The following is a 20,773-nucleotide window of genomic DNA, read 5'->3' on the forward strand; positions in this document are numbered from 1 at the left end:
GGCCGCAACCTGGCCGGCACCCGGAGACTCGCTATGACTCAGATCGCCCGCATCAGCGACAAAGGCAATGAACGCCGTCTGCAAGCCGAACGCCTGGTGGGCGCCAAGGCCTTGCAGGAAGCCCAGGCCCTGCGGTTCAACGTGTTCAGCGGCGAGTTCAACGCCAAGCTGAAAGGCGCGGAACTGGGCCTGGACATGGATGACTATGATGTTCACTGCAGCCACATCGGCGTGCGGGACTTGAACAGCGGTCGATTGGTCGCCACCACCCGTTTGCTCGATCACCAGGCCGCCAGCACCCTGGGACGATTCTACAGCGAAGAAGAGTTCAGCCTGCACGGTTTACTGCACTTGCAGGGCCCGATCCTGGAAATCGGCCGCACCTGCGTCGACCCCGCCTACCGTAACGGCGGCACGATCGCCGTGTTGTGGGGCGAGTTGGCCGAAGTGTTGAACCAAGGCGGCTACAGCTACCTGATGGGGTGCGCAAGCATCCCGATGCACGACGGCGGCATCCAGGCTCACGCGATCATGCAGCGTCTGCGCGAACGCTACCTGTGCAACGAACACCTGCGTGCCGAACCGAAGAAACCACTGCCGGCACTGGACCTGCCGTCCAACGTAATCGCCGAGATGCCACCGCTGCTCAAGGCCTATATGCGCCTGGGTGCGAAGATCTGCGGCGAGCCGTGCTGGGATGAAGACTTCCAAGTGGCCGACGTGTTCATCCTGCTCAAGCGCGATGAGCTATGCCCGCGTTACGCCCGCCACTTCAAGGCCGCCATGTGATGAGCCGCCTGCGGATTTACGGGCGCATTGCCCGCGTGTTGGTGGTGGTGGCGCTGGGCTTGAGCATGGCCAGCGTGTTTGGCCTGTTTGAGCGTTTGGGCGTAGCCAACTCGATGGTGCGCCGCCAGCGCTGGTCGCGGTTCTTCATGGCGCGCCTGACCAATGCCCTGCCCTTTCGCGTGACGGTGCACGGCGAGTTGCCAACGCAGCCGATGCTGTGGGTGAGCAACCACGTGTCCTGGACCGATATTCCGCTGCTGGGCGCTGTGGCACCGATGTCGTTCTTGTCCAAGGCCGAAGTGCGCACCTGGCCGGTGGCCGGCTGGTTGGCGGCTAAAGCGGGCAGCCTGTTTATCCGCAGGGGTTCGGGTGACAGCCAGTTGATCCGCAAGCAGATGACCCGTCATCTGGAGCAACAGCACCCGCTGCTGATGTTCCCGGAAGGCACCACCACCGACGGCCGCAGCCTGCGCACGTTCCACGGGCGCTTGCTGGCCAGTGCGATCGATGCGGATGTGTCGCTGCAACCGGTGGCGATCCGTTATTTGCGCGACGGCCAAGCGGACCCACTGGCACCGTTTATTGGCGATGATGATTTGCTGTCGCACCTGATGCGTCTGTTTGGCAATGACCAGGGTGATGTGGAGATTCACGTGCTCAAGCCTATTGCCTGTGCCGGGCAGGAACGTGCGGCGCTGGCTTATCAGGCGCAGCAGGCGGTGCAGATAGCGTTGTTCGGGCCGCTGCCGGAGGCAGAACAAGTGGATGCTCGACCGGCGTTCGCGGCCTGAGGCGAGCAGGGTCAAAATAATGTGGGAGCGGGCCCGCCCCCACATTTAGATCCCAATAGTCAGTTGGGCTTGTGCAAATTTCTGCAGCTCGGGGTAGAACACTCGAAAGTCTTCACTCAACGGCTCATATAACACCTGCAACTCCTGCATGGCATGTCGCAGTTCCTCGGGCTGTGTCAGCCGCCGCGAGATCCCGCGCAACACCTGCTCCATCACCGCAAACTCGCGGTAAGAACCCAACCAATCATCCGCCGCCATATACGGCGCAATCTGCGCCAGCCGCCCCGGCAACTGCGGCTCGGCCGCCAGCACGCGGTACACCTGGGACGTGAAGCGCTCCAGCGGCTGGTCAGCATACAGCGCCCAATCCCGCGCCAGGCAGTGGTCGAAAAACACATCGAGGACGATCCCGGCATAGCGCCGGCGGGTCAGGCTGAAGCGTGACAACGCCTCACCCACCAACGGGTGACTGTCGGTAAAACGATCAATCGAGCGGTGCAGCTGGATCGCCGATTCGATTTGCGGGCCGAACTGACCCTGCAGGCGCCCTTTGACGAAATCGCCATACAGGCTACCCAGCAATTGCGCAGGAAGTTGGCCGCCCAAGTGCAGATGTGCGAGATAATTCATGGCGCGCACTCTATCACTGCCAGCAACGTATCGTTATAACCCGATATACCGATTAAGCCTAGGTTCAGATCAAAATCATATTGGTATATCGGGATAGAGCGATTTAAAGTTCGCCTCATCGCGATATAACGCTTTACGAAACCGAGCACCTGCCATGTCCATCGACCTCGACGAAATAATAAAAGCCCTGGCGCACCCAGTACGACGAGACATCCTCACTTGGCTGAAAGACCCGAAAGTGCAGTTCCCCGAGCAACTGCACAACCACGAATACGGCATCTGCGCCGGTCAGATCGATCAGCGCTGCGGCTTGTCCCAGTCGACCGTGTCGGCCCACCTGGCCACCTTGCAACGCGCAGGTTTGATCAGCAGCCAGAAGGCCGGCCAGTGGCACTTTTTCAAACGCAACGAGGAAACCATCCAGGCCTTCCTTGCGGCGCTCATCACTGAACTCAGCGCTGACGAAAACGTAGCGTTGTAACAAGGAAACGATAATGCCCCTCTCGCTACTCATACTGGCCCTCAGCGCCTTCGCCATCGGTACCACCGAGTTCGTCATCATGGGCTTGCTGCCCGATGTAGCGGCGGACCTGGGTGTGTCGATTCCCGGCGCAGGCTGGCTGGTCACCGGCTACGCCTTGGGTGTGGCCATCGGTGCACCGTTCATGGCACTGGCCACCGCCAAGCTGCCACGCAAGGCGGCACTGGTAGCGTTGATGGGTATCTTCATTATCGGCAACCTCCTCTGCGCCCTGGCCAGTGACTACAACGTGCTGATGTTTGCCCGCGTCGTCACCGCACTGTGCCACGGTGCTTTCTTTGGGATTGGTTCAGTGGTAGCGGCCAACCTGGTGCCGGCCAACAAGCGTGCCTCGGCCGTAGCCTTGATGTTCACCGGTTTGACCCTGGCCAACGTGCTTGGCGTACCACTGGGTACCGCACTGGGCCAAGAAGCCGGCTGGCGCTCGACGTTCTGGGCGGTGACGGTGATGGGTGTGGTGGCGTTGATTGGCTTGATCCGTTTCCTGCCCGCCAAGCGTGATGAAGAGAAACTCGACATGCGCGCCGAACTGGCCGCGCTCAAAGGCGCCGGCATCTGGCTGTCGCTGAGCATGACCGCGCTGTTCGCCGCGTCTATGTTCACCCTCTTCACCTACGTTGCGCCGCTGCTAGGCGATGTCACCGGCGTGTCGCCCACAGGCGTGACCTGGACCCTGCTGCTGATCGGCCTGGGCCTCACCGTGGGCAATATCATTGGCGGCAAGCTGGCGGACAAACGCCTGGCGGCCACCCTGATCGGCGTGTTCATCAGTATGGCGGTAGTTTCCACCGCGCTGACCTGGACCAGCGTCGCCATCATCCCGACTGAAATCACCTTGTTTCTGTGGGCCACCGCCTCGTTCGCCGCCGTGCCTGCGTTGCAGATCAACGTGGTGACCTTTGGCAAGGCCGCACCGAACCTGGTGTCCACCCTGAACATCGGCGCCTTCAACATCGGCAACGCCCTTGGCGCCTGGGTCGGCGGCAGTGTGATAGCCCACGGTTTCGGCCTGACCAGTGTGCCGTTAGCCGCAGCGGCCCTGGCGATCCTCGCGCTGGTGGTGACCCTGATTACTTTCCGTCAGAGCGGCGATGCCGGCCTGGCCCCTGCGACCAACTGATCCACTTCAAAGACAAAGGTATTTTCCCGATGACGACTATTTTCGATCCGATCAAACTGGGCGACCTGGAACTGTCGAACCGCATCATCATGGCGCCGCTGACCCGCTGCCGTGCAGACGACGGTCGCGTACCCAACGCGCTGATGGCCGAGTACTACGTGCAACGCGCTTCCGCCGGGCTGATCCTCAGCGAAGCCACTTCCGTGACGCCGCTGGGCGTGGGCTACCCGGATACCCCAGGCATCTGGTCCAACGACCAGGTACGCGGCTGGGCCAACGTGACCAAGGCGATTCATGGCGCAGGCGGCAAGATCTTCCTGCAGCTGTGGCATGTGGGCCGTATTTCCCACGAGTCGTACTTGAACGGCGAAACTCCGGTTGCACCGAGTGCGATCCAACCTAAAGGACACGTCAGCCTGGTGCGCCCACTGGCCGACTACCCGACCCCTCGCGCGCTGGAAACCGCTGAAATCGCCGACATCGTCGACGCATACCGCACCGGTGCCGAGAACGCCAAGGCCGCCGGTTTTGACGGCGTGGAAATCCACGGTGCCAATGGCTACCTGCTCGACCAATTCCTGCAAAGCAGCACCAACCAGCGTACCGACAACTACGGTGGCTCCCTGGAAAACCGTGCACGCCTGCTGCTGGAAGTGACTGACGCCGCCATCGAAGTCTGGGGCGCCGGTCGCGTGGGTGTGCACTTGGCACCACGCGCCGACTCCCATGACATGGGCGACGACAACCTGGCGCAGACCTTCACCTACGTCGCCAGCGAATTGGGCAAGCGTGGCATCGCCTTCATCTGCTCGCGTGAAAAGGAAGGCGCTGACAGCCTCGGCCCACAACTCAAAAAAGCCTTTGGCGGTATGTACATTGCCAACGAACGCTTCACCAAGGACAGCGCCAATGCCTGGCTGGCTGAAGGCAAGGCGGATGCGGTGGCCTGGGGCGTGCCGTTTATTGCCAACCCGGACTTGCCAGCGCGGCTGAAGGCGGATGCGCCGCTGAATGAGCCACGCCCGGACACCTTCTACAGCAAGGGCCCGGTCGGTTATATCGACTACCCGACGCTGGCGCTCTGACGTAACGTGCTGAAATGAAAAAGCCCCGGTTCGCAGGAACCGGGGCTTTTTTACTCGTACCTTGAACACACCAACGACCCCATGTGTGCGGGCTTGCCCGCGATGGCGGTGTTTCAGTAACAGGTGAAGTGACTGATCCACCGCCATCGCAGGTAAGCCAGCTCCCACATTTCGAATGTGTGCAGCCAGGGGTAACATTCCTTCACAGCCCTGCAACAAAATCGCTACAAAATACTTAGCCGGCTACCTATCAACCACCCGCCAGCCCGTATATAAAGTCATCCCACCAATCAGGCAGAAGGACGATTGACCATCCTTATGCTTTACTCGTGACACAACCTGACGCAATTACGCATGTTGTCTCAATTGCGCAGGCTGGGGCTCCAGCGCAGCATGTCCAGCCCTGCGTCCACCCAGCGCTCGGCTTCCTGATGTAGCTGGAAGCTGTCGGGGACCAGCAGCCATTGGCCGATCAGCCCGTTGATGTAGGCGTGGATACACACCGCGCCACGGGTGGTGTCGAGGTTTTCCGGCAGTTGCCCGCGATGGACCGCGTTACGCAATGTCAGGCTGATGCGCAGGTTGCATTCCAGGCTGTGGGTCTGACGCTGGCGGCGCATGTCGCACATTTCATCGGTGAATTCGCACTTATGGAACAAGATCTCGTTGATGCGCCGGGTTTTCGGGTCCAAGGCCACTTGATGGAACAAATGAATCAGCAGCTTGCGCATGCAGCCCAGCGGGTCGAGTTCGTCCTCGCTTTCACTGGCCCTGGCCAATTCGTCCAGCGGCTCATGAAGGGTATCGAGCAGCGCCTGCAGCAAATCGGATTTGTTGCTGAAATGCCAGTAGATAGCACCCCGCGTCACACCGGCCAGCGCGGCGATGTCCGCCAGCGTAGTGCGCGCAACGCCGCGCTCATAGAATGCTTGCTCGGCGGCTTGGAGGATCTGGCTGCGCGTTTCCTGAGCTTCCTCTTTAGTGCGACGAACCATGGCAGTAAAACCTCAATCAGGACACTTGAGACTATCGTTAAGGCAGAATTAATCGCCGGTAATGATCATCTGAATATTTGTGGGACGACACCGTCATGGGTGCCGAACGTAATGGAATCGAGGCTTTGGGCGTTGCTTTGTCAACATTGCGCAAAGCCTGTCAAGAGTTTACAAACAACCATGAACGTAAGTATATTGCGTAGCAAGCTACTTATCCACTCGCCATTTGTTTTTTACCTTTCCACACTGCTGGTGCGCACTCTGCGCGCCTGACCCGAGGATCTTCATGCAACTTAAGCCAGCTGTTACCGCTCTGGTCACTGCCGTCGCCCTGGCATCGCTGCTCAGCGGATGTAAAAAGGAAGAAGCGGCTCCGCCCGCTCAAACCCCTCAGGTCGGCGTGGTCACCATTCAACCGCAAGCCTTTACCCTGACAACCGAGTTGCCAGGCCGTACTACCGCCTACCGCATCGCGGAAGTTCGCCCGCAGGTCAACGGCATCATTCTCAAGCGCCTGTTCAAGGAAGGCGCGGACGTGAAGGAAGGGCAACAGCTCTACCAGATCGACCCATCGATGTATGAAGCCACTCTGAAAAGCGCGCAAGCCACCCTGACCCAGACCAAATCCATCACCGACCGCTACAAGCAGTTGGTCGATGAGCAAGCCGTGAGCCGTCAGGAATACGACACCGCCGTCGCCAACCGCATGACCGCAGAAGCAAACGTTCAAAGCGCGCAGATCAACGTGCGTTACACCAAGGTGTACGCGCCGATCGCCGGTCGCATCGGCCGTTCTTTGGTCACCGAAGGCGCGCTGGTCAGCAACGGCCAAGCCGACTCCATGGCCGTCATCCAGCAACTCGACCCGATCTACGTCGACGTCACGCAGTCTTCGGTAGAAATGCTGAAACTGCGCCGCGACCTGGAAAGCGGCCAGCTGGAAAAAGCCGGCGCCAATGCCGCCAAGGTCAAGCTGACCCTGGAAGACGGCAGCGACTACGGCCAGGATGGCAAGCTGGAATTCTCCGAAGTGTCGGTTGACCAGACCACCGGTTCCGTGACCCTGCGCGCCGTGTTCCCCAACCCTGACCACACCCTGCTGCCTGGCATGTTCGTACACGCCCAGTTGAAAGCCGGCGTGAACAGCAAGGCGATCCTGGCTCCGCAACAAGGCGTAACCCGCGACCTCAAAGGCATCCCGACGGCCCTGATCGTCAATGCCGACAACAAAGTCGAGCAGCGCGTCCTGGTCGCCAACCGCACCGTCGGCGCCTACTGGCTGGTGGAGAAAGGCTTGAACGCCGGTGACCGTGTGATCACCGAAGGCTTGCAGTACGTCAAGCCTGGCGCCGAAGTCAAGGTTAAGGAGGCGGATAACGCCAAGCCTGCGGGAACGGTTGCTGCTCCTGCTGCCACTACGGGCAAAGGGGAGTAATTCATGTCGAAATTTTTTATCGACCGTCCCATTTTCGCCTGGGTAATTGCCCTGGTGATCATGCTGGTCGGGGCACTGTCGATCCTGAAGTTGCCCATCAACCAATACCCGGCCATCGCGCCAACCGCCATCGACATCCAGGTGACCTACCCAGGCGCGTCGGCACAAACCGTGCAGGACACCGTGGTGCAGGTGATCGAGCAACAGCTCAACGGTATCGACAACCTGCGTTATGTCGCCTCGGACAGTAACTCCGACGGCAGCATGACCATCACCGCGACGTTCAACCAGGGTACCAACCCGGACATCGCCCAGGTTCAGGTGCAGAACAAACTGAACCTGGCGACCCCACTGCTGCCGCAAGAAGTGCAGCAGCAGGGTATCCGCGTGACCAAGTCGGTGAAGAACTTCCTGATGGTGATTGGGCTGGTGTCGGAAGACGGCAGCATGAACAAGGACGACTTGTCCAACTACATCGTGTCCAACATCCAGGACCCGATCTCGCGGACCGCGGGTGTCGGTGACTTCCAGGTGTTCGGTTCGCAGTACGCCATGCGTATCTGGCTGGACCCGGCCAAGCTGAACAACTTCCAGTTGACCCCGGTCGATGTCAGCACGGCCATCTCCGCACAGAACGTCCAGGTCGCCACCGGCCAGTTGGGCGGCCTGCCTGCCCTACCCGGCAACCAGCTGAACGCAACCATCATCGGCAAGACCCGTCTGCAAACCGCAGAGCAATTCGGCAACATCCTGATGAAGGTGAACAGCGACGGCTCCCAGGTTCGCCTGCGTGATGTGGCCCGTATCGAACTGGGTGGCCAGAACTACAGCATCAGCGCGCAGTTCAACGGTAATCCGGCTTCCGGTATGGCGATCAAGCTCGCTTCGGGTGCTAACGCCCTCGACACCGCCAAGGCTATCCGCGCCACAGTGGCGTCCCTGGAACCGTTCTTCCCGCCAGGCATGAAGGCGGTGGTGCCGTATGACACCACGCCTGTAGTGACCGAATCGATCTCCGGCGTGGTGCACACCCTGGTCGAAGCGATCGTGCTGGTGTTCCTGGTGATGTTCCTGTTCCTGCAGAACTTCCGCGCCACCATCATCACCACCATGACGGTGCCGGTGGTATTGCTGGGTACCTTCGGGATCCTCGCGGCGTTCGGCTTCACCATCAACACCCTGACCATGTTCGGCATGATCCTGGCCATCGGCTTGCTGGTGGACGATGCCATCGTGGTGGTGGAAAACGTTGAGCGGGTAATGGCCGAGGAACACCTGTCGCCGAAAGAGGCGACGGTCAAGTCCATGGGCCAGATCCAGGGCGCCTTGGTGGGTATTGCCCTGGTGCTGTCGGCGGTACTGTTGCCGATGGCCTTCTTTGGCGGCTCGACCGGTGTGATCTACAAACAGTTCTCCATCACCATTGTTTCGGCCATGGCGCTGTCGGTACTGGTTGCCCTGATCTTCACCCCGGCCTTGTGCGCCACCATGCTCAAGCCGATCGACCCTGAAAAACACGGCCAACCCAAGCGCGGTTTCTTCGGCTGGTTCAACCGCACCTTCGACCGTGGCGTACTGAGCTACGAGCGCGGCGTGGGCAACATGATCAAGCACAAGATCCCGGCGTTCCTGGTGTACGCACTGATCTTCGCCGGCATGATCTGGCTGTTCATGCGCATCCCTGCCGCGTTCCTGCCCGATGAGGACCAGGGCGTGATCTTTGCCCAGGTGCAGACGCCTGTGGGTTCTTCGGCTGAACGTACGCAGAAAGTCATCGATGACATGCGTAGATACCTGCTCAATGACAAGGAAGGCGAGCCTGGCGAAGGCAAAGGCGTGAAATCGGTGTTTACCGTAAACGGCTTCAACTTCGCCGGTCGTGGCCAGAGTTCGGGCCTGGCCTTCGTGATGCTCAAGCCGTGGGATGAACGTGATGCGTCCACCTCCGTGTTTGAAATCGCCAAGCGCGCCCAGGGTTACTTCATGCAGACCTTCCAGGACGCCATGGTATTCGCCATTGTGCCGCCGTCTGTTCTGGAACTGGGTAACGCCACCGGTTTCGACGTGTTCCTGCAAGACCAGGGCGGTGTCGGCCATGAGAAGTTGATGGCGGCCCGTAACCAGTTCCTGGGCATGGCTGCCCAGAGCAAGATCCTCGCAGGTGTGCGCCCCAACGGCGTGAACGATGAGCCGCAGTATGAGCTCACCGTCGATGACGAGAAGGCCAGCGCCCAGGGCATCACGTTGTCGAACATCAATCAGACCCTGGCAATTGCCTTGGGTGGCAGCTACGTCAACGACTTCATCGACCGTGGTCGGGTGAAGAAAGTCTACGTGCAAGGTGAAGCCGCCAGCCGCATGTCGCCTGAAGACCTGAACAAATGGTACGTGCGCAGCGACTCCGGGAAGATGGTGCCGCTGTCGGCCATCGCCTCGGGCAAGTGGATCTACGGCTCGCCGAAGCTCTCGCGCTATAACGGTGTGGCGGCGATGGAGATCCTCGGCACCCCGGCACCGGGCTACAGCACCGGTGACGCCATGACGGAAGTCGAACGCATCGCCAAGCAATTGCCGGCGGGTATCGGCTACGCCTGGACGGGCTTGTCGTACGAAGAACGCTTGTCCGGTTCCCAGGCACCTGCGCTGTACGCTTTGTCGCTGCTCGTGGTGTTCCTGTGCCTGGCGGCACTGTACGAAAGCTGGTCGATCCCGATTGCGGTGGTACTCGTAGTGCCGCTGGGCGTGGTGGGTGCGTTGATCGCCACCAGCATGCGCGGGTTGTCCAACGACGTGTTCTTCCAGGTGGGCCTGTTGGTGACGGTGGGCCTGGCGGCGAAAAACGCCATCCTGATCGTGGAGTTCGCCAAAGAGCTTCACGAACAGGGCAAAGGCATCGTCGAGGCGGCCATCGAGGCGTCCCGTATGCGTCTGCGTCCGATCATCATGACCTCCATGGCGTTCATCCTCGGCGTACTGCCGCTGGCGATCTCCTCAGGCGCAGGTTCAGGCAGCCAGCACGCGATCGGTACCGGTGTAATTGGCGGTATGATCACGGCCACAGTGTTGGCGATCTTCTGGGTGCCGTTGTTCTTTGCAACCGTGTCCGCCATCGGCGACCGTAAACCGAAAGAAACCAAGCAAACTCCTAAAGAGGCTGGCCAATGAGCAAGTCGCTACTTTCCCTAGCCGTCACGGCATTCGTGCTCAGTGGCTGCTCGCTGATACCTGACTATCAGCGCCCCGAAGCGCCAGTGGCCGCGCAGTTCCCGCAGGGGCCGGCGTATTCGTCGGCCCAGGCACCGAGCCAGGCCGCTGCCGAACAGGGCTGGAAGCAGTTTTTCCATGACCCTGCCCTGCAACAGTTGATCCAGACCGCGCTGGTGAACAACCGTGACCTGCGCGTTGCGGCCCTGAACATCGACGCCTACGCGGCGCAGTACCGCATCCAGCGTGCCGACCTGTTCCCGGCAGTGTCGGCTAATGGCAGCGGCAGCCGCCAGCGTGTGCCGGCCCGTGCCTCCCAGACCGGCGAAGCGAACATCACCAGCCAATACTCGGCCACCCTCGGGATCAGCTCTTATGAGCTGGACCTGTTCGGTCGCGTACGCAGCCTGAGTGAAGAAGCGCTGCAGAAGTACTTCGCCACTGAAGAAGCCCGCCGCAGCACCCAGATCAGCCTGGTGGCCAGCGTGGCCAATGCCTACCTGACCTGGCAAGCCGATAAGGAACTGCTCAAGCTGACCCAGGACACCCTGGGCGCCTTCGAGCAGAGCTTCAAGCTCACCTCGCGCAGCAACGAAGTCGGCGTGACCTCGGCCCTCGACCTGAGCCAGGCACGCACCTCGGTGGAAAACGCCCGGGTGCAGCTTGCCCGGTATACGCGCCAGGTGGCCCAGGACGAAAACAGCCTGACCCTGCTGCTGGGCACTGGCCTGCCGGCGAATATCGCCAGCAAGCCGCTGTCGGATGACCTGCTCAGCGAAGTGCCGGCCGGGTTGCCCTCGGACCTGCTGCAACGTCGTCCAGACATCCTGCAGGCCGAGTACAACCTCAAGGCGGCCAACGCCAACATCGGCGCCGCCCGTGCTGCGTTCTTCCCGAGCATCAGCTTGACGGCCAACGCCGGCACCCTGAGCCCGGACCTCGGCGGCCTGTTCAAAGGCGGCTCGGGCACCTGGTCGTTCGCTCCGCAGATCAACATCCCGATCTTCAACGCCGGCAGCTTGCGCGCCAGCCTGGACTACTCGAAGATCCAGAAAGAGATCAACGTGGCGAACTACGAGAAGGCGATCCAGACCGGCTTCCAGGAGGTCTCCGACGGCCTCGCCGCGCGTGAGACCTACAAGCAGCAACTGGAGGCCCAGCGTGGCTTTGTCGCGGCCAACCAGGATTACTACCGCCTGGCCGAGCGTCGCTACCGCATTGGTGTCGACAGCAACCTGACGTTCCTTGACGCTCAGCGCCAACTGTTCAGTGCCCAGCAGTCGCTGATCACCGACCGCCTGGCGCAGTTGAACAGCGAGGTCAACCTGTACAAGGCCCTCGGCGGCGGCTGGAACGAGCAGAGCGCGAAGAACGAGCCGTTGAAAGAAGAAGCACCGGCACTGAAGTTGTTCTGATGCGGTTGTAAAAAAGTAACGCCGCTGTAAACAAAACCGCTTCCCTCACCGGAAGCGGTTTTTTTATGCCTGATGGGTGGCCGCCGGCTTTTGTAGTGAGCGGGCTCAAACGCCCATTGCCTTGCTTTTCGCCCAACCTTTCAGGATAAAATTGGTCACAGATTCTTACAGACCACAGAGGGCGCTTGTCGTAATGATCGTAGGAATCGACCTGGGGACCACCAACAGTCTCGCCGCTGTCTGGCGCGGTGATACCGCCGAATTGGTGCCCAATGCCCTTGGCCAGTTGCTGACCCCAAGCGTGGTCGGTCTGGATGATCAAGGCCGTGTCCTGGTAGGCCAGGCTGCCAAAGAACGCCTGCACACTCACCCGCACCTGACCACGTCGTTGTTCAAACGCTACATGGGCAGTGCCACCGAAGTGCGCCTGGGCGGCCGCTCGTTCCGTCCGGAAGAACTTTGCGCATTGGTGCTCAAAAGCCTGAAGGAAGACATCGAGCGCACCTACGGCCATACCGTCACCGAAGCCGTGATCAGCGTGCCCGCCTATTTCAGCGACGGCCAACGCAACGCCACACGCATCGCCGGTGAACTGGCAGGGCTCAACGTCGAAAAACTGATCAACGAACCCACCGCTGCCGCCCTCGCCTACGGCCTGCATCAGCGCGACAAGGAAACCTCGTTCCTGGTCTTTGACCTCGGTGGCGGTACCTTCGACGTGTCGATCATTGAGTTGTTCGACGGCGTGATGGAAGTCCGTGCCAGTGCCGGCGACAACTTCCTCGGCGGCGAAGACTTCGACACCCTGCTGCTGGAACACTTCGTCGACAGCCAGCGCAACGCCCAAGGCTTCCCGCCCACCAGCAGCGTACTGCAAGCCCTGCGCCGCGAAGCTGAACGCGTGCGCAAGGCCCTTGGGCAGGACGACAGCGCCGACTTCGCTCTGCGTGTCGATGGCCAGCAATGGGTAAAAACCATCACCCAACAGGAACTGGCCAAGCTCTACACGCCGCTGCTGGAACGCCTGCGCGCACCGATCGAACGGGCCCTGCGTGATGCGCGGATTCGTGTGGGCGACCTGGATGAAATCCTGCTGGTGGGCGGTACCACGCGCATGCCGCTGGTGCGCAAACTCGCCGCCGGGTTGTTCGGGCGTTTCCCGTCCATCAGTCTCGACCCGGACCAAGTGGTCGCCCATGGCGCTGCGATCCAGGCGGCGCTCAAAGCCCGCTCCGCCGCATTGGAAGAAGTGGTGCTGACCGACGTCTGCCCCTACACCTTGGGCATCGAAACCTCTAACCAGTACGGTAGCCATATCGAGAGCGGCCATTACCTGCCGCTGATCGAACGCAACAGCAGCGTGCCGGTGAGCAGGGTCAAAAGCGTGGTCACCCTGTCTGACGACCAGACCCGCGTACTGCTGAAGATCTACCAAGGCGAAAGCCGCCTGGTCAAAGACAACATCGAGCTGGGCCAACTGGAAATTCCCGTGCCCAAGCGCAAGGCCGGTGAAGTCTCGCTGGACGTGCGCTTCACTTACGACAACAACGGCCTGCTGGAAGCCCAGGTGAGCATTCCGCTGACCGGCGAGCAACATTCGCTGGTGATCGAGAACAACCCTGGCGTGCTCAGCCCCGAGGAGATCCAGCAACGCCTGCAAGCCCTGGCGCAGTTGAAGGTTCACCCGCGCGACCAACAGGTCAATACCGTACTCACCGCGCGGCTCGAGCGGCTCTACCAGGAAAGCCTCGGCGAACTTCGCGAGCAGCTTGGGCACTGGGCCGGGCAGTTCCAACAGGTGCTCGATTCCCAGGATGAACGCCGCATCCGTGAAGCCCGCAGCGAACTGACCCGGCAACTTGAGCAACTCGACAACGGGTTCTGGCGCTGAGGGAACACACCATGGATTGCTGGACCGTGCTGCAACTGTCGGAAGACGCTGACGAGCGCACCATCAAGCGCAGCTATGCGCGGCTGCTGAAAAGCTGCCGGCCGGATGACGATGCCGCAGGCTTCCAGCGATTGCGCGAAGCCTATGAAGAAGCACTGGCCTACGCACGCTGGCGAGCCGACTGCGAAGAACAGCCAAACATCGCCGCAACGCCCGCTGCCGAACAGGCCTACGGTAACCTCAACGACCTCGCCGAGTTGATGGACGTCAGCGTCCTGCACCCTGCCTCTTTCGAAGCGCCCAAGGCCGACCCGGCGCATGCCCTGCTCAGTGGACTCAACGTCAGCAACTTCATCGAACGCTGGAACCTGGCCAATCAGCAGGACTGCACCGACGCTTTCCAGGTTGGCTTGCTGCGCCACTGCTTTGAAGCACCGGGCGAACGCAGTCCTATCGCCCAATGGGCGGTACACAACCTGGAATGGCTGACCCCGTGGCAGCAGGTGGCAATGACCACTTGGCAATACGATGCGCTGACCAGCGAACTGCTGCAGGACTACCGCCACACCTTGCAGGAACTGCTGGAGCAAAAGGCCGAGCGCGAGTTCATCACCCAGCTCACGCAGTTCAACAACCAGCCCTGGCTGCGGGTGTTCGACCTGCAACAGCAGTGGCAACGCATCATCCTGCACCTGCTCCACGACACCACTTGGAGCGTGCCGCTGTTCGAGCGGGTGTGCCAGGTGTTTGGTTGGGACGACCAGAAAGGCGTCTACCCGGAACCGGCGTGGATGTGGCGCGAATGGGTGTCGCGTTGTGAGCAGGAAAGTTTCTATGTTCACCTGCAAGACAAAGCCCAGGACAAACGACGCACGTCCGCCGATGCCTTCGCCGCGCGCCTGCTGCTGACGCCCATGAGCGCCACCCAACAAAAACGCATGATCGACGGGTTTGGCGAAAACGAGTGGAACGCCTGCCAGCACTTGGCTCAAACCCTGACCTGGCGCTACCCGCAATTGGTTGAACGCCTGCCCCAGGCCGACCTGTTCTTCTGGCGCAAGTACGTGCCCCGCCCCATCTACACCCAGGTGTTTATCCGGCTGTGGGCCGTGTTCGCGCTGGGGTTTGGCCTGAGTATTGCGCACGACAAACCCGACAACCTTGACGGGATGTCGGTGGTCATTTTCATGCTGATGGCATTCGTACCGGCGGCCATTGGCTTCCGCGTCACCCAACTGTGGTCCGGGATGAGCTCAACCTACCGGGTTCAGGATGTGTGGCTGAGCCAGCACCTGATTCCCAAGCGGCTCAACCCCAATGACTACTGGCTGGTGATTCGCCATGGTGTACCACAGGCGATCATGCTGGTGGCCTGCGGGTTGATGCTCGGCGTGCTGGGCATGCTCACCTACGCCGGTATGGTCCTGATCAACCTGCAGCACAAAAAACGCATCGGCCACATGAGCCAGAAATTCAGCGAAGGTTACCCGTGGTTGAACGGCTTGCACTGGGCCTTCTGGAGCCCGTTGCAAGCGGTGTTCCTGGTGGTGATGGTCGCGTTAATCATTGCTGCGCAGCACTACTTGCCGCCAGTGCCCTGGACCCACTTCGATCTGCCCAAGCGATAACCGGAAATGCCGGGACTGAGCGCCCGCCAACTTGCGTTCGATCATCGCCCACAACCCGTCCTCCCCCAATTGAATCGCCCCCGCACCGCCCCGCACCATGGCCGCCACCTGCATAAACCCAATAACAACAGGCCCTTACGCCATGAGCACTTTCCACCCGCGCCAGCTCCTGCTGGCAACCGCTGTCGCCAGCCTTGCCCTGCCCGTCGTCGCCGAAGAACACGGCTTTCTCGAAGACGCCAGCGCCAACCTCAACCTGCGTAACTTCTTCTTCAACCGCAACTTCACCAACCCCACTAAAGCCCAGGGCAATGCGCAGGAGTGGACGCAGAGTTTCATCCTCGACGCCAAGTCCGGTTTCACCCAAGGCACCGTGGGTTTTGGCGTGGATGTACTGGGGCTGTATTCGTTGAAGCTGGACGGTGGGCGCGGCACCGGGGGTACCCAGTTGCTGCCGTTGGACCATGATGGCCGCCCTGCGGATGAGTTCGGACGCCTCGGTGTAGCGTTCAAGGCGCGCATCTCCAAGACCGACGTGAAGGTCGGTGAATGGATGCCGGTGCTGCCTATCCTGCGCTCGGACGATGGTCGCTCCCTGCCGCAAACCTTGCGCGGCGGGCAGATCACCTCCAGGGAAATCGACGGCCTGACCCTCTACGGCGGCCAGTTCCGCGCCAACAGCCCGCGTGACGACAGCAGCATGACCGACATGTCGATGGTCGGTAAAACCGCGTTCACTTCCGACCGCTTCAACTTCCAGGGCGGCGAGTACGCGTTCAATGACAAACGCACGCAGATCGGCCTGTGGAACGCGCAGCTCAAGGACATCTACAGCCAGCAGTTCGTTAACCTGACCCACAGCCAGCCATTGGGCGACTGGACCCTGGGCGCCAACCTTGGCTTTTTCTATGGCAAGGACGACGGCAGCGCCCGCGCAGGCGAGCTGGACAACAAGACCTGGTCCGGCCTGTTCTCGGCCAAGTACGGCGGCAACACCTTCTATGTCGGCCTGCAAAAACTCACCGGCGACAGCGCCTGGATGCGCGTCAACGGCACCAGCGGCGGCACCCTGGCCAACGACAGCTACAACTCGAGCTACGACAACGCCCAAGAGAAATCCTGGCAGGTGCGTCACGACTACAACTTCGCCACCCTCGGCGTGCCCGGGCTGACCCTGATGAATCGCTATATCAGCGGCAGCAATGTGCACACCGGGACGATCACTGATGGCAAGGAATGGGGCCGCGAAAGCGAATTGGGCTATACCGTGCAAAGCGGCGCCGCGAAAAACCTGACAGTGCGCCTGCGCAATTCGAGCATGCGGCGTGACTACAGCAACAATGAGTTTGATGAGAATCGGTTGATCATCAGCTATCCGATCAGTCTGCTGTAAACCCGAATGACATGTATCGGGGAACGATCTGACGCGTCCGACCGATTCCAAGAGACAGGGTCAGCAACTGGCTCCGCGAAAAGGACAATACATGGGCGTTTCAAAACCTGTTACACACGCTCACCCGAGCCACCCCAAAGGGGCACACAGTTCGACGACTGCGCGCCATGAGGTCTTCAGCAACAGCCAATACCTGGGCTGACGCCGATCAGCGCTCGCCTGTCAGACTGTCACCTCACACAGCCGATCTTGCTGTATCGTGCGCGCCTGCCGCTGCTGATCCCACCCAACAGCGGCCTTCTATTTGAGCCCGCGCCCGCCATGAAATCCTTCGCCATCGCATCCGCCATGCTAGCCCTGGCCCTGAGCCTCAGCGGCTGCATCGGCGCCCCCATCGCCCTGACACCGCAGACCGAACAACGCCTGCAAGCTCAGGCGCCGATCCGCTTTCTACTGACCTTCGATGACGGCCCCAGCGCATCGGGCTACAACAACCCGAGCCGTTCGGTGGTGGCCGACCTGGCGCAGAACCCGGTATTGCCGGGGATCAAGGCGGTGTTTTTCCTGCAAACCGAAGCAGCCCGCTCCGGTGGCAGTTCGCGGGGCCGCAAGACGATGGAGCGTGAATACGCGGGCGGGCATATCCTGGCCTTCCACACGGCCACGGCGTTTCATACCAACCATCGTTGGCTGAATGACGCGACACTTGAAAGCACCCTCACCCAGGGCGCCGCCGACATTGCCGCCATCACCGGTGCACCGCCCACGCTGGTACGTCCACCGTTCTGGAACTACGACCGCCGCACCTTCGCCGCCTACAAGCGCCATGGCATGCACGTGTTGTTGACCGACCTGAGCGCCAATGACGGCAAGATCTGGGGCTTCAACGGCAGCCCACGGCGCCGGGCGAATGTGTATCGGCAACTGTCGGTGGTGCGCGAGCGCATCGCATTGGGGCAACTGCCGACCGTGGACGGCGTGATACCAGTGGTGGTGACGTTCCACGACATCAACCGCTATACCGCGATCCATATGCAGGAGTACTTGCAGATCCTGCTGGACAGCGCGCGCGTCACTGGCATGAAGACGGCCGCTGCGCCGTTCTACACCGACACCGCCCAGCTTCAGCGCGCGGCGTTGGCAAGGACCGTGAAGGATGTGAGTGAAGAGGTGCATCTGCCGGGTGTGTGGCACTGGGTGTGGGATGCGGATTCCCACTGATTCCCGGTGCGATAGAGGCCAGCGCCCACATTTGATCGTATTTCAGGTTCAGTCTTGCTCGCGCGACTCCACCCCCAGCTCATCCCACACCGACTCAGCCAAATGGAACGTCGCATTCGCCGCCGGAATCCCGCAGTAGATCGCGCTCTGCATCAGCACTTCCTTGATCTCAGCACGGGTCACGCCATTGCTGGCGGCGGCGCGCAGGTGCAGCTTGAGTTCTTCGCTGCGGTTCATGCCGATCAGCATGGCGATGGTGATCAGGCTGCGGGTGTGCCGAGGCAAGCCGGGACGGGTCCAGATATCACCCCAGGCATGGCGGGTGATCATTTCCTGGAACTCACTGTTGAACTCGGTCAGGGCATTGAGGCTGCGGTCGACATGGGCATCACCCAGCACTTCGCGACGCACTTGCAGGCCTTCGGCATAACGTTGTTTCTCGTCCACAAAAAACTCCTGATTCACTAGGAAACGCGATCTGTAGTGCGTAAAAATTCGATAACGCGCTCGCTGAACGCAGCACCGGCCTGAACGTTGGACAAATGCGCTGCGTAGAACTCAGCGTACTCGGCACCCTGCACATGGTTCTGGATAAAGTGGCTGCCCGCAGGCGGTGTGACTGCGTCTTCAGTGCCGGTAATCGCCAGGGTCGGCACTTTGATAAAGGCCAGTTGGTCGCGAAAATCCGCATCCCGCACCGCTGCGCAGTTGGCGGCGTAACCCTCAGGCGAGGTCGCCGCAAGCATGTCGGTAATCTGCCGGGCCTGGTGCGGGTTGGCCGCCGCAAAGTCGGCGGTAAACCAGCGCGCAATCGACGCATCGCGCAGCGCAACCATCGCCGCTGCGCCATCGCGCAGCACCCTCTCGATGCGTGGGTTCCAAACGTCGGGCGTGCCAATCTTGGCCGCAGTGTTGCACAGCACCAGGCGATGCAGGCGGCCGCCCGCGTTGATGCCCAGCCACTGGCCGATCAAGCCACCCATGGACAAGCCGCAGAAATGTGCGCGTTGGATGGCCAGTGCGTCGAGCAGCGCGATCACGTCGTGACCGAGTTGCTCGATGCTGTAGGGCCCAGGACTGACCAAGGATTTGCCATGGCCACGGGTGTCAAAACGCAGCACGCGAAAATGTTTGGTGAAGACCGGGATCTGGATGTCCCACATGTGCAGGTCGGTGCCCAATGAGTTGGAAAGCACCAACACTGGCGCGTCCACAGGCCCGTCCAATTTGTAATGCAGTTCGCCCTCGGCGAGTTGTAAAAATGCCACTGTGGTCTCCTCAAGCAAAGTGTTCGGCTACAGCGCGGGTGACCCAGGTGCGGGCCTGGCCCAGGTAATGGGCGGGATCAAGCAAGCGGTCCAGCTCAGCCGCTGACAGCTCGGCGGTGACTTGCGGCTCATCCGCCAATACCGCGCGCAGATGCCGGCCTTCTGCGACGGCGCGTTTGCAGCATTGCTCCAGCAGATGGTGTGCAGTTTCACGGCCCAGGCGCTGGGCGAGCACGATGCTGACGGCTTCGGCCAGCACCAGGCCTTGGGTCAGGTCGAGGTTGTGCGCCATGCGTTGCGGGTCGACTTCCAACCCTTCGCTCACCAGCAAGGCCTGTTGCAACCCGCCGGAGACCAACCGGCAAATCTCCGGCAAGGTTTCCCATTCGGCATGCCACAGGCCCAGGCTGCGCTCGTGCTCCTGGGGCATGGCACTGAACATTGTCGCCACCAACCCGGGCACACGGGTCGCGGCGCTGATCAGCACTGCGGCGCCCACCGGGTTGCGCTTGTGCGGCATGGTCGATGAGCCGCCTTTGCCCGGCGCGGAGGGCTCAAAGAGCTCCGCCGCTTCGGTTTGCATCAGCAGGCTGATATCGCGGCCCAGTTTGCCGAGGCTGCCAGCGATCAGGCCAAGCACGCTCGCGAATTCCACCAGACGATCCCGTTGGGTGTGCCAGGGCTGTTCGGGCAAGGTCAGTTGCAGCTCTGTTGCCAGCGCCTCGGCCACCGGCATGGCCTGTTCGCCCAGCGCTGCGAGGGTTCCGGAGGCACCGCCGAATTGCAGCACCAGCAAGCGCGGTTTCAGTTCGGCGAGACGTTGCCGACTGCGCGTGACTGCCCCCAGCCAACCGGCGATTTTCATCCCCAGGGTCACCGGCGTCGCATGCTGCAACCAGGTCCGCCCAGCGAGTGGCACGGTCGCATAGCGCTTGGCCTGGGTGGCAAGAATGTCGCCCAGGCGCGCCAGGTCCGTTTCGATCAATGCCACGGCCTGGCGCAGTTGCAGCACCAGCCCGGTGTCCATCACATCCTGGCTCGTCGCGCCCAGGTGCACATAACGTTCGGCGCCGGGGTCTTCAGCGGCAATCAACTTGCCCAATGCCTTCACCAACGGAATCGCCGAATTCCCCGCCGTGGCAATCGCCACGCCGAGGGCATCGACGTCATACAGCGACGCCAGGCACGCCTGGGCGATCGGTGCGACCGCGGCCTGGGGGATCAAACCGACCCGAGCCTCGGCCCGGGCCAACCCCGCCTCAAAATCCAGCATGCCCTGCAAACGTCCCCTGTCGCAGAACACCTCGGCCATGCTGTCCGCCGTGAAATAAGCGTCGAACAATTGATTGCTCGTGCGCAGCGTCATA

At 61.2% G+C, this 20,773-nt stretch carries 17 protein-coding genes; 12 read left to right on the forward strand and 5 right to left on the reverse strand.

Features of this window, described 5'->3' with window-relative positions; all coding sequences use genetic code 11:
- Nucleotides 1–33 precede the first annotated feature (33 nt).
- Nucleotides 34–789 carry an L-ornithine N(alpha)-acyltransferase gene (olsB, locus tag AACY52_RS05790; RefSeq protein WP_044272710.1) on the forward strand — a complete coding sequence of 252 codons (756 nt, stop codon included), beginning with the start codon at nt 34–36 and terminating at the stop codon, nt 787–789.
- The gene (locus tag AACY52_RS05795) at nt 789–1,580 is read left to right on the forward strand and encodes a lysophospholipid acyltransferase family protein (protein ID WP_339415052.1); all 792 of its coding nucleotides are present in this window, start codon (nt 789–791) and stop codon (nt 1,578–1,580) included. Before olsB ends, AACY52_RS05795 begins: the two co-directional genes overlap by 1 nt.
- A 45-nt stretch (nt 1,581–1,625) precedes the next feature.
- On the opposite strand, the gene AACY52_RS05800 is transcribed toward AACY52_RS05795, so the two are convergent.
- Nucleotides 1,626–2,210, reverse strand: coding sequence for an ACP phosphodiesterase (locus tag AACY52_RS05800; RefSeq protein ID WP_339414990.1), 585 nt, complete (start codon nt 2,208–2,210; stop codon nt 1,626–1,628).
- A 154-nt stretch (nt 2,211–2,364) separates the two neighbouring features.
- Between AACY52_RS05800 and AACY52_RS05805 the strand changes: the two genes are divergently transcribed.
- The 3 genes from AACY52_RS05805 to AACY52_RS05815 are packed head-to-tail and all read left to right on the forward strand — an operon-like array spanning nt 2,365 to nt 4,956.
- Nucleotides 2,365–2,691 (forward strand): helix-turn-helix transcriptional regulator, encoded by a 327-nt coding sequence (locus AACY52_RS05805; RefSeq protein ID WP_339414991.1) that lies wholly within the window; start codon nt 2,365–2,367, stop codon nt 2,689–2,691.
- A 13-nt stretch (nt 2,692–2,704) separates the two neighbouring features.
- Nucleotides 2,705–3,871 carry an MFS transporter gene (locus AACY52_RS05810; protein WP_339414992.1) on the forward strand — a complete coding sequence of 389 codons (1,167 nt, stop codon included), beginning with the start codon at nt 2,705–2,707 and terminating at the stop codon, nt 3,869–3,871.
- A gap of 29 nt (nt 3,872–3,900) precedes the next feature.
- Entirely contained in the window at nt 3,901–4,956 is a 1,056-nt protein-coding gene (locus AACY52_RS05815) for an alkene reductase (RefSeq protein WP_339414993.1), read from the forward strand.
- Nucleotides 4,957–5,318: 362 nt separating this feature from the next.
- Here AACY52_RS05815 and AACY52_RS05820 read toward each other — a convergent pair whose 3' ends face one another.
- A complete protein-coding gene (locus tag AACY52_RS05820; RefSeq protein WP_339414994.1) occupies nt 5,319–5,951 on the reverse strand; it encodes a TetR family transcriptional regulator in 633 nt (210 codons plus the stop codon).
- Nucleotides 5,952–6,237: 286 nt separating this feature from the next.
- Between AACY52_RS05820 and AACY52_RS05825 the strand changes: the two genes are divergently transcribed.
- The 7 genes from AACY52_RS05825 to AACY52_RS05855 all read left to right on the forward strand — a co-directional run bounded on the left by AACY52_RS05825 (nt 6,238) and on the right by AACY52_RS05855 (nt 18,138).
- A complete protein-coding gene (locus tag AACY52_RS05825; protein WP_339414995.1) occupies nt 6,238–7,386 on the forward strand; it encodes an efflux RND transporter periplasmic adaptor subunit in 1,149 nt (382 codons plus the stop codon).
- 3 nt (nt 7,387–7,389) lie between these two features.
- Nucleotides 7,390–10,551, forward strand: a complete 3,162-nt coding sequence (locus tag AACY52_RS05830) for an efflux RND transporter permease subunit (RefSeq protein ID WP_339414996.1) — start codon at nt 7,390–7,392, stop codon at nt 10,549–10,551.
- A complete protein-coding gene (adeC, locus tag AACY52_RS05835; RefSeq protein WP_339414997.1) occupies nt 10,548–12,005 on the forward strand; it encodes an AdeC/AdeK/OprM family multidrug efflux complex outer membrane factor in 1,458 nt (485 codons plus the stop codon). The genes AACY52_RS05830 and adeC overlap by 4 nt, the downstream gene beginning before the upstream one ends.
- A gap of 193 nt (nt 12,006–12,198) precedes the next feature.
- A complete protein-coding gene (locus AACY52_RS05840) occupies nt 12,199–13,896 on the forward strand; it encodes a molecular chaperone HscC (RefSeq protein WP_339560345.1) in 1,698 nt (565 codons plus the stop codon).
- Between the two features lie 11 nt (nt 13,897–13,907).
- Nucleotides 13,908–15,524, forward strand: a complete 1,617-nt coding sequence (locus tag AACY52_RS05845) for a J domain-containing protein (RefSeq protein WP_339414999.1) — start codon at nt 13,908–13,910, stop codon at nt 15,522–15,524.
- 142 nt (nt 15,525–15,666) lie between these two features.
- Nucleotides 15,667–16,917, forward strand: a complete 1,251-nt coding sequence (locus AACY52_RS05850; RefSeq protein WP_339415000.1) for an OprD family porin — start codon at nt 15,667–15,669, stop codon at nt 16,915–16,917.
- Nucleotides 16,918–17,238: 321 nt separating this feature from the next.
- Nucleotides 17,239–18,138 (forward strand): polysaccharide deacetylase family protein, encoded by a 900-nt coding sequence (locus AACY52_RS05855; protein ID WP_339415001.1) that lies wholly within the window; start codon nt 17,239–17,241, stop codon nt 18,136–18,138.
- Nucleotides 18,139–18,186: 48 nt separating this feature from the next.
- On the opposite strand, the gene pcaC is transcribed toward AACY52_RS05855, so the two are convergent.
- Genes pcaC through AACY52_RS05870 form a run of 3 tightly spaced genes read right to left on the reverse strand, consistent with a single transcriptional unit; the run spans nt 18,187 to nt 20,772 of the window.
- Nucleotides 18,187–18,585: a 4-carboxymuconolactone decarboxylase gene (pcaC, locus tag AACY52_RS05860; RefSeq protein ID WP_339415002.1), complete on the reverse strand. Its 399-nt coding sequence runs from the start codon at nt 18,583–18,585 to the stop codon at nt 18,187–18,189.
- A 17-nt stretch (nt 18,586–18,602) separates the two neighbouring features.
- Complete coding sequence (pcaD, locus tag AACY52_RS05865) at nt 18,603–19,406, reverse strand: 3-oxoadipate enol-lactonase (protein ID WP_339415003.1); 804 nt, start codon at nt 19,404–19,406, stop codon at nt 18,603–18,605.
- Nucleotides 19,407–19,416: 10 nt separating this feature from the next.
- Nucleotides 19,417–20,772 (reverse strand): 3-carboxy-cis,cis-muconate cycloisomerase, encoded by a 1,356-nt coding sequence (locus AACY52_RS05870; protein ID WP_339560346.1) that lies wholly within the window; start codon nt 20,770–20,772, stop codon nt 19,417–19,419.
- Nucleotide 20,773: the final 1 nt, after the last annotated feature.

This window comes from Pseudomonas sp. EA_65y_Pfl1_P113, from assembly GCF_963970525.1.
Taxonomy (GTDB): domain Bacteria; phylum Pseudomonadota; class Gammaproteobacteria; order Pseudomonadales; family Pseudomonadaceae; genus Aquipseudomonas; species Aquipseudomonas tritici.